Annotated in this window: 11 protein-coding genes and 1 riboswitch; of the genes, 9 read left to right on the plus strand and 2 right to left on the minus strand. The window is 74.0% G+C overall.

The features are described 5' to 3' along the window. The 7 genes from CTKZ_RS10440 to CTKZ_RS10470 form a co-directional block, all read left to right on the plus strand. The coding region (locus tag CTKZ_RS10440; protein WP_307720297.1) for an MnhB domain-containing protein at positions 1 to 417 on the plus strand (417 nt) is incomplete at its 5' end. Positions 418 to 422: 5 nt separating this feature from the next. Beyond that, on the plus strand, positions 423 to 932 hold the full coding sequence (locus CTKZ_RS10445) for a Na(+)/H(+) antiporter subunit C (protein WP_124342894.1): 510 nt from the start codon (positions 423 to 425) through the stop codon (positions 930 to 932). Further along, positions 929 to 2,572, plus strand: a complete 1,644-nt coding sequence (locus CTKZ_RS10450) for a Na+/H+ antiporter subunit D (protein ID WP_235843437.1) — start codon at positions 929 to 931, stop codon at positions 2,570 to 2,572. Before CTKZ_RS10445 ends, CTKZ_RS10450 begins: the two co-directional genes overlap by 4 nt. Beyond that, positions 2,569 to 3,114, plus strand: a complete 546-nt coding sequence (locus CTKZ_RS10455) for a Na+/H+ antiporter subunit E (protein WP_124342895.1) — start codon at positions 2,569 to 2,571, stop codon at positions 3,112 to 3,114. Before CTKZ_RS10450 ends, CTKZ_RS10455 begins: the two co-directional genes overlap by 4 nt. Next, entirely contained in the window at positions 3,111 to 3,518 is a 408-nt protein-coding gene (locus CTKZ_RS10460; protein WP_225916121.1) for an MrpF/PhaF family protein, read from the plus strand. Before CTKZ_RS10455 ends, CTKZ_RS10460 begins: the two co-directional genes overlap by 4 nt. Next, positions 3,515 to 3,937, plus strand: coding sequence for a monovalent cation/H(+) antiporter subunit G (gene mnhG / locus CTKZ_RS10465; RefSeq protein WP_124342896.1), 423 nt, complete (start codon positions 3,515 to 3,517; stop codon positions 3,935 to 3,937). Before CTKZ_RS10460 ends, mnhG begins: the two co-directional genes overlap by 4 nt. A 55-nt stretch (positions 3,938 to 3,992) precedes the next feature. Next, entirely contained in the window at positions 3,993 to 5,498 is a 1,506-nt protein-coding gene (locus CTKZ_RS10470; protein WP_124342897.1) for a phytoene desaturase family protein, read from the plus strand. Here the strand turns inward: CTKZ_RS10470 and CTKZ_RS10475 are convergent. Together CTKZ_RS10475 and CTKZ_RS10480 are read right to left on the minus strand one after the other, a co-directional pair. After that, complete coding sequence (locus CTKZ_RS10475; RefSeq protein ID WP_124342898.1) at positions 5,495 to 5,860, minus strand: nucleotidyltransferase family protein; 366 nt, start codon at positions 5,858 to 5,860, stop codon at positions 5,495 to 5,497. The two genes, CTKZ_RS10470 and CTKZ_RS10475, sit on opposite strands and share 4 nt — an antisense overlap. Before the next feature lie 23 nt (positions 5,861 to 5,883). Next, on the minus strand, positions 5,884 to 6,156 hold the full coding sequence (locus CTKZ_RS10480) for a DUF4235 domain-containing protein (RefSeq protein WP_124342899.1): 273 nt from the start codon (positions 6,154 to 6,156) through the stop codon (positions 5,884 to 5,886). 95 nt (positions 6,157 to 6,251) lie between these two features. Continuing rightward, a riboswitch (TPP riboswitch) is annotated at positions 6,252 to 6,381 on the plus strand. Between the two features lie 90 nt (positions 6,382 to 6,471). On the opposite strand from CTKZ_RS10480, the gene CTKZ_RS10485 reads away from it, so the two are divergent. Continuing rightward, on the plus strand, positions 6,472 to 7,557 hold the full coding sequence (locus tag CTKZ_RS10485) for a thiamine ABC transporter substrate-binding protein (protein WP_124342900.1): 1,086 nt from the start codon (positions 6,472 to 6,474) through the stop codon (positions 7,555 to 7,557). Positions 7,558 to 7,561: 4 nt separating this feature from the next. Next, a partial coding sequence (locus tag CTKZ_RS10490) for an ABC transporter permease (protein WP_148090479.1) occupies positions 7,562 to 8,504 on the plus strand: 943 nt, incomplete at its 3' end.

The following is an 8,504-nucleotide window of genomic DNA, read 5'->3' on the forward strand; positions in this document are numbered from 1 at the left end:
CTCGTCACGGGCATCGCGCTCATCGTGCGGTACCTCGCGGGCGGCCGGTACGAGCTCGGCGAGGCGGCACCCGTGCAGCCCGGTCTGCTGCTGGGCCTCGGGCTGTTCCTGTCCGCGGGTGTCGGGCTGGTCGCGCAGCTCGCGGGCGGGTCCGTCCTGCAGTCGTGGATCCTCGACATCCACCTGCCGGTCATCGGCGACATCCACCTGGTGACCAGCCTGTTCTTCGACATCGGGGTCTACCTGGTCGTCGTCGGCCTCGTGCTGGACATCCTGCGCAGCCTCGGGGCCGAGATCGACCGGCGTGCCGAGACGGGCGAGGACGACACGAGCGTCGGCTCCTCGCCCGACGAGCAGGCCACCGTGAGCGAGGCGGACCGGATCGTCGCGGCCCGGGCGGCGGGTGAGCAGCCGTGATCGACATGAGCCCGAACATCGTCCTGGTGGTCGCGATCGCCGCGCTGTTCACCGTGGGCGTCTACCTGCTGCTCGAGCGCTCGCTGAGCCGCGTCCTCATCGGCGTGATCCTGCTCGGCAACGGCGCGAACCTGCTGTTCCTCGTCGCGGGCGGTGCCGCGGGGCGGCCGCCTATCGTCGGCGCGACGCCCGAGGGGCAGATGACCGACCCGCTGCCGCAGGCGATGGTCCTCACCGCCATCGTCATCACGCTCGGCCTGTCCGCGTTCCTGCTGGCCATGGCGTACCGGTCGTGGCAGCTGCACCGGCACGACGAGGTGCAGGACGACGTCGAGGACCGCCGCATCGCGCGCCTCGCCGCGATCGACGAACGCGCGACGACCGACGCCGACACCGAGGGCACCGGCAGCTCGATCGACGAGGAAGCCGCGTCGATCCGCGACGAGACCGACGAGGGTGCGCCCGCCCGCCCGGCCGGGGACCCGGCCCGCACCGCAGGAGAGGGGGAGCGATGACCGACTGGACCTGGCTCGTGCCGCTCCCCGTCGTCGTCCCGCTGTCCGCCGCGGGCCTCGCGCTCGCGCTGTACCGGCGCCCGACGCTCCAGCGCATCGTGAGCGTCGTCGCGCTCGTGATCGTCGTGATCGTCTCGGCCGCGCTCCTCGTGCTCGCGGACGACGGCCCGCTCGTCGTCGACGTCGGCGGCTGGGCCGCACCCGTTGGGATCGACCTCGTCGCCGACCGCCTGTCGGCGCTCATGCTCACGGTCTCCGCGACCGTCACCCTCTGCGTCCTGCTGTACTCGCTCGCCCAGGGTCAGGAGGACGACGAGGAGTCCGCGCCGATCTCGATCTTCCACCCGACGTACCTGGTGCTGACGGCGGGCGTCGCGAACGCGTTCCTCTCGGGCGACCTGTTCAACATCTACGTCGGGTTCGAGATCCTGCTCGCCGCGTCGTTCGTGCTGCTCACCCTGGGCGGGACGCGCGAGCGCATCCGGGCGGGCACGATCTACGTCGTCGTCGCGCTGCTCTCGTCGATCCTCTTCCTCGTCGCGCTCGCCTCGATCTACGCCGCGACGGGCACCGTGAACCTGGCCCAGCTCGCGATCCGGCTCCCGGAGATCGACCCCGGGGTGCGGCTCGTCCTGCAGGTGCTGCTGATCCTGGCGTTCGCGATCAAAGCGGCGGTCTTCCCGCTGTCCGCCTGGCTGCCGGACTCCTACCCGACCGCGCCCGCACCCGTCACCGCCGTGTTCGCCGGCCTGCTCACCAAGGTCGGCGTCTACGCGATCATCCGCACCCAGACGCTGCTCTTCCCCGAGGGCAGGCTCGACGACGCCCTCATGTGGGCCGCGCTCGCGACGATGGTCGTCGGCATCCTCGGCGCCGTCGCGCAGGACGACATCAAACGTCTGCTGTCGTTCACGCTGGTCAGCCACATCGGGTACATGGTGTTCGGCATCGCCCTGTCCACCGACGCCGGGTGGACCGCCGCGATCTACTACGTGGTCCACCACATCACCGTCCAGACCGCGCTGTTCCTCGTCGTGGGGCTCGTCGAACGTGCGGGCGGCTCGACGTCGCTGACCAAGCTCGGCGGCCTGGCCAAGCTCGCGCCGCTGCTGGCGATCCTGTTCTTCGTGCCGGCGATGAACCTGTCGGGCATCCCGCCGCTGTCCGGGTTCCTCGGCAAGTTCGGGCTGCTCGAGGCGGGCGTGCAGGTCGGCACGCCGCTCGCGTACGTGCTGGTCGTCGGGTCGGTCGTCACGTCGCTGCTCACGCTGTACGCGCTGGTCAAGGCGTGGAACAAGGCGTTCTGGCAGGTGCCCGAGGAGGAGCGGCCGCCCGTGCGGCTGCCGTTCGGCATGGTCGGCCCCGCCGCCGCGCTCATCGTCTTCGGCCTGGGCCTCACGGTCGCCGCCGGGCCGCTCTACGCGTACACCCAGCGGGCCGCCGACGCGCTGACCGAGCGCACCCCGTACGTCGAGGCCGTGCTGCCCGACGGGAAGCGCGGCAAAGGCGTCTCCGTCGAGGTGACCGAGGAGGCCGCGCACGGCGGCGAGGGCGGCGAGGTCGGCACGGACGCCGCCGACACGACCGGCAGCGCGCCCGACGCGGCCGTCCGCACCGACGTCGCGGAGGTGGGCGGATGAGCCTGCACCCGCGCCGCTCCCGCTGGCGCACGCAGTGGGCGACGGTCGTCTGGCTGACGGTCGTGTGGGTGCTGCTCTGGGGCGACCTGTCCGTCGGCAACGTCCTCGCCGGTGCCGGGCTCGCGCTGCTCGTCACGACGGGCCTGCGCATGGCGCCGATCCAGTTCCAGGGCCGCGTGCGGCCGCGCGGGCTCGCGGTGCTCGTGGGCCGGTTCGTGCTCGACGTGGTCCGCGCGTCCGCCGAGGTCAGCGCGATCGCGCTGCGTCCCCGGTACACGCCGCGCGGCGCCGTCATCGGCGTGCAGCTGCGCAGCCACTCCGACCTGTACCTGACCCTCACGGCCGAGCTCTGCTCGCTCGTGCCCGGGTCGCTCGTCGTCGAGGCGCACCGGCTCACCGGGATGCTCTACCTGCACGTGCTCGACGTGCACGAGAGCGGCGGCATCGAGGCCGCGCGCCGCACGGTGCTCGAGCAGGAGGAGCGCGTGCTGCGCGCGTTCGCGTCCGACGAGGAGCTGCGCGCCGCGGGGGTGACCGCATGACCGCCATGACCGTCGTCGTCGTCATCTGCAGCGTGCTGCTCGTGCTGGGCGCCGCGTTCGCGATCGTCCGGGCCGAGAAGGGCCCGTCGATGCTCGACCGGACCGTCGCCCTCGACGTGGTCGTGGCCACGATGATCGTCGGCGTCGCGCTCTACGCCGCCGCCAACCGGCGGGCCGACGTCGTGCCGATCCTCGTCGTGCTGTCGCTCGTGGGATTCGTCGGTTCGGTGACGATCGCGCGGTTCGCCGCCGTCGAGCCCGAGGGCGAGGGGCGCGTCCGCACGCGTGAGGAGATCGCCGCCGAGGAGGCCGCGCGCGCCGCGGCCGAGCAGGAGGCGCTGGGCGAGCAGCCCGAGGACACGGAGGAGCTGCACGGCGGCCAGGCGGAGGGGGAGGTCCGATGAACAGCTGGTGGGACACCGTCGCCGACGTCGCCTCGGTGATCTTCCTGCTCGGCGGGGCGCTGCTCGCGTTCGCGGCGGGCGTCGGCGCGCTGCGCTTCCCCGACCTGCTGGCCCGCATGCACGCTGCGACGAAGCCGCAGGTGCTCGGCCTGGTGCTGTGCCTCATCGGCCTCGCGCTGCGGCTGCGGTCCGGCGGCGCGGTGTGGGCGCTCGTCCTCGTCGCGCTGTTCCAGATGCTCACCGCACCCGTCGCCGCGCACATGGTCGGCCGTGCCGGCTACCGCACCGGGAAGGTGCGCGGGGAGCTGCTCGTCGTCGACGAGCTCACCGCCGACCTCGAGCGGGCGCGGTCGGGCTCCGACGCCGACGAGGCGGACCGTGAGCGGCGCACCGGAAGTGACGACATCGGTCCCCTCTGAGGCGCGCGCCCAGGTTCGCCCACCGCTCGGGCGCGAGGAGGGGTTGAATCGAGGCATGACGCACCACCGGGACGTCGTCGTCGTCGGGTCCGGTCCGAACGGGCTCGCCGCCGCGGTCACGCTCGCCCGCGCGGGCCTCGGCGTCCTGGTCCTCGAGGGGCAGCCGACCGTCGGCGGCGGTGCACGCACGCTCGACCTCGGCCTGGCCGACGGGATGGTGCACGACCTGTGCTCGGCCGTGCACCCCATGGCGTGGGCGTCGCCGTTCTTCCGGTCGTTCGACCTGCGCGCGCGGGGCGTCGAGCTGCTGACTCCCGAGATCTCGTTCGCGCAGCCGCTGCCCGGCGGTCGGGCCGGCATCGCGTACCACGACCTCGACCGCACGGTGGAGCGCCTCGGCGTCGACGGGCCCGCCTGGCGGTCGCTCGTCGGGCCGCTCGCCGCGCACCCCGGGCACGTCGTGCGCGTCGCGCTCGGCGACAAGCGCAGCATCCCGGCGGGACTGCTGCCGCACGGCGCGCCCGCCGCCGTCCACTTCGGGCTGCGCGTCCTGGAGCAGGGCACCCGCCTGTGGGACCGCCCCTTCATCGACGACGTCGCACCCGCCCTCCTGACGGGGGTCGCCGCGCACACCATCACCGCGCTGCCGTCGCTCGCGGGCTCCGGGACGGCCCTGCTGCTCGCGGCCCTCGGCCACGCCGGCGCCGGGTGGGCCATCCCGCGCGGCGGCTCCGGGTCGATCGTCGCGGCCCTCGTCGACGACCTCGTCGAGCACGGCGGGGAGGTCGTCACCGACCACCCCGTCCGCACCTGCGACGACCTGCCGCCCGCGCACGCCTACCTGTTCGACACCTCGCCCCGCACGCTCCTCGACGTCATGGGCGACCACCTGCCGCCGCGCGCCCGCCGGCCGCTCGAACGGTTCCGGTACGGCAACGGCGCCGCGAAGGTCGACTTCGTGCTGTCGGAACCCGTGCCGTGGACCGTCCCCGAGGTCGGGCAGGCCGGCACCGTGCACCTCGGCGGGACGCGCGCCGAGATGGTCGAGTCCGAGGGGGCCGTGCAGGCGGGCCGGCACGCGCGCCGTCCGATGACGCTGCTGAGCGACCCGACCGTCGTCGACGAGTCCCGCCGCGTCGGCGACCTGCGGCCGCTGTGGACCTACGCGCACGTGCCCGCCGGCTCCGACGTCGACGTCACCGAGGCCGTGACCGCGCACGTCGAGCGGTACGCGCCCGGGTTCCGCGACGTCGTCGTCGCGTCGCGCTGCATCCCGGCCGCGCAGATGCACCACCACAACCAGAACTACGTCGGCGGGGACATCTCCGCGGGCGCCGCGACCATCGCGCAGATGTTCGCCCGCCCCAGCGCGCGCCGGGATCCCTACGCCTCCGGGCGCGACGGTGTGTACCTGTGCTCCGCGTCGACGCCGCCCGGTCCGGGCGTGCACGGGCTCTCCGGCTGGTTCGCGGCGCGACGCGTCCTGCGCGAGGTCTTCAACACCGACCAGCTGCCGACCCTCGCCCCCGACCGCGCGACGGAGGCGTGGCCGGTCATCTAGTCGGCCGTCGGGCGGTCACCCCCCGTGGATCGCGACGGGCCCGCACCGATCAGACGGCGACGGCCTCGGCGAGGACCGACGCGACCACGTGGTCGGCGAGCACGTGGTCGCGAGGCGACGTCGACTCGTTCGCCGAGGACCTGCTCCAGTTCTCGGGCGAGATCCATGAGCGGGAAAAGGCCGACCTCACGCACGTCGACGTCGACGAGGAAGTCGATGTCGGACGCCGGGCCGTCCTCGCCGCGCGCGACCGATCCGACGACGGCGATGTGCGTCGCACCTGCGCGCCGGGCAGCGGCGCGGATCTCGGATCGGTGCGCGTGCACCTTCGCGAGGCGCCCCTCGCAGGTGTCGTCCGACACGTCGACGCCGGATGCGATCCGGCTCAGTCGACCAGCTCGCGGCCCGTCTCCGTGCGGGCGGTGAACGCGGCGGTGCCGCGGGTCGCGAGCGCGCGGGCGACGCCGACGAGCGCTCCCGTGATCGCGGCGGCGGCGATGACCTCGCCGAGCCGGTAGTCGCCCTCGTCCTCGGGCTTCGGCGGCTTGTGACCGCGCGTCGCCTTCCACCCCTGGGCCACCACCTGCTGCGCGAGCCACGCGGCGACCAGCGCGCCGCCGATCCCCACGAGCTTCGCGACGGTCGACTGCTTGTCCATGCGGGGAGACCTCCGGGCGTTCATCAGGGACAGGACCGGCGTCCACGCTAGTCGCGGACGGGTCGGACCGCTGGTCGGACGGGCGTAGGATCGCAGGCGAACGACAGGGGAGCGTCACGTCGCCGGCAGCCCCGCCGACGGCCAGGACGCTGAGAGTGCGGACCACCGCAGACCCTCGAACCTGATCCGGTTCACACCGGCGTAGGGAGTCGGGCTTCTCAGTCTCCGCAGTCGTCGTCGGCGCGCCCCTGCGAGGGTGCCGCCGTGCGACGGGTGCGGGGACCCCCTCCTGCTGACGAAGGAGGAGCACCACCGATGGCGAGCACGCCCCGCCGCACGTCCGTCCCCGTCCTGGCGCTGGCCGCCGGGACCGTCCTCGCGCTCGCGGGCTGCTCCGCGATCGGCGGTGGCGACCCGTCGCCCGCTGCGTCCGGCGGGGGCGGCGGCACCGTCACGCTGGTCACGCACGACTCGTTCGGCCTGTCCGACGGTCTGCTGGAGTCCTTCGAGGAGGAGAGCGGCCTGACGGTCGAGGTCGTGCAGCCCGGCGACGCGGGCGCCCTGGTGAACCAGCTCGTCCTCACGAAGGACGCGCCGCTCGGCGACCTGGTGTTCGGCGTGGACAACACGTTCGCGTCGCGCGCGATCGACGAGGGCGTCGTCGAGCCGTACACGTCGTCCGCGCCCGCGGCGGAGGACGCCGCGCAGTACGCCGTCGACGGGTCCGACGCGCTGACCGCGGTCGACTTCGGCGACGTGTGCCTCAACGTCGACCACGCGTGGTTCACCGAGCACGGCGTGGCGGAGCCCGCGTCGCTCGACGACCTGACGAAGCCCGAGTACCGGGACCTGCTGGTCGTCCCGAGCGCGGTCACGTCGTCGCCGGGGCTCGCGTTCCTGCTCGCGACCGTCGGCGCTAAGGGCGAGGACGGCTGGCAGGACTACTGGACGGCGCTCGTCGCGAACGGCCTGAAGGTGTCCGAGGGCTGGTCGGACGCGTACTACACGGACTTCAGCGGCGGTGGCGGCGACGGGCCGCGCCCGGTCGTGCTGTCGTACGCGTCGTCGCCGCCGTTCACCGTGCCGGACGGGGCCGACGAGCCGACGACGGGCGCGCTGCTCGGCACGTGCTTCCGGCAGGTCGAGTACGCGGGCGTGCTCGCGAACGCGGAGAACCCCGAGGGTGCGCAGCAGCTCCTCGACTTCCTGCTGTCCGACGAGGTGCAGGCCGACATCCCGGGCTCGATGTACATGTACCCGGTGAGCACGGCGGTCGACCTGCCCGAGGAGTGGGCGCGCTGGGCGCCGCTCGCGGACGCGCCCTTCGAGGTCGCACCGGCCGACGTCGACGCGCACCGCGAGGAGTGGCTCGCGGCGTGGTCGGAGATCGTCGCGGGCTGACCCGATGACGACGACGCTCGCCCGGCCCGACGCCCCCGTGGCGCCGGGCGGGCGCGCGCGCCCGTCGGCGGGGACGGTCGCGTTCTGGACCGCCGCCGTCGTGGTCCCGGTCGCGTTCCTCGGGGTGTTCTTCGCGTGGCCCGTCGTCGTGATGGTCGCGCGCGGGTTCGTCGTCGACGGCGCGCTCGACCTGTCGGGCTTCGCCGACGTGTTCTCGCGACCGCGCACGTGGCGGATCGTCGGGCTGACGCTGGCCCAGGCGTCGGTCGCGACCGTCGTGTCGGTGCTGCTCGGCGTGCCCGGCGCGTTCGTGCTGTACCGGCGGACGTTCCGCGGGCGCGCGGCCGTGCGCGCGCTGGTCACGGTGCCGTTCGTGCTGCCGACGGTCGTCGTCGGCGTGGCCTTCCGGTCGTTGCTGGTCGACGGCGGTCCGCTCGGGTTCCTGCGGCTCGACGGGACGTTCGCGGCCATCGTCGCCGCGCTCGTGTTCTTCAACTACGCGGTCGTGGTGCGGGCCGTCGGCGGGCTGTGGGAGCGGCTCGACCCGCGCGCCGAGCAGGCCGCGCGTGCGCTCGGCGCGTCGCCGTGGCGGGCCTTCCGGACGGTCGTGCTGCCCGCGCTCGCACCCGCGGTCGCGTCGGCCGCGTCGCTCGTCTTCCTGTTCTCCGCGACGGCCTTCGGCACCGTGCTCGTCCTCGGCGGGCTGCGGTTCGGGACCATCGAGACCGAGATCTGGATCCAGACGACGCAGTTCCTCGACCTGCGCGCCGCCGCGGTGCTGTCGGTCGTGCAGCTCGTGGTCGTCGCCGGGGCGCTGCTCGTCGCCGGGCGGACGCGCGCGCGTCGCGAGCGCGCCCTCGACCTCGGCGCCCCGACGGCGACCGTCCGGGCCCTGACGCTCAGGCGGCCCGCCGGGGTGCCGCGCGGCGACGGGCACGCGCTCGACC

Origin of the sequence: Cellulomonas algicola (assembly GCF_003851725.1) — a bacterium.
Lineage (GTDB): Bacteria > Actinomycetota > Actinomycetes > Actinomycetales > Cellulomonadaceae > Cellulomonas > Cellulomonas algicola.

Excerpts from the sequence above, each read along its gene's own strand:
- CTKZ_RS10445 (WP_124342894.1), top strand. The coding sequence starts at position 423 with ATGAGCCCGAACATCGTCCTGGTGGTCGCGATCGCCGCGCTGTTCACC.
- CTKZ_RS10450 (WP_235843437.1), top strand. The coding sequence starts at position 929 with ATGACCGACTGGACCTGGCTCGTGCCGCTCCCCGTCGTCGTCCCGCTG.
- CTKZ_RS10455 (WP_124342895.1), top strand. The coding sequence starts at position 2,569 with ATGAGCCTGCACCCGCGCCGCTCCCGCTGGCGCACGCAGTGGGCGACG.
- CTKZ_RS10460 (WP_225916121.1), top strand. The coding sequence starts at position 3,111 with ATGACCGCCATGACCGTCGTCGTCGTCATCTGCAGCGTGCTGCTCGTG.
- mnhG (WP_124342896.1), top strand. The coding sequence starts at position 3,515 with ATGAACAGCTGGTGGGACACCGTCGCCGACGTCGCCTCGGTGATCTTC.
- CTKZ_RS10470 (WP_124342897.1), top strand. The coding sequence starts at position 3,993 with ATGACGCACCACCGGGACGTCGTCGTCGTCGGGTCCGGTCCGAACGGG.
- CTKZ_RS10480 (WP_124342899.1), bottom strand. The coding sequence starts at position 6,156 with ATGGACAAGCAGTCGACCGTCGCGAAGCTCGTGGGGATCGGCGGCGCG.
- CTKZ_RS10485 (WP_124342900.1), top strand. The coding sequence starts at position 6,472 with ATGGCGAGCACGCCCCGCCGCACGTCCGTCCCCGTCCTGGCGCTGGCC.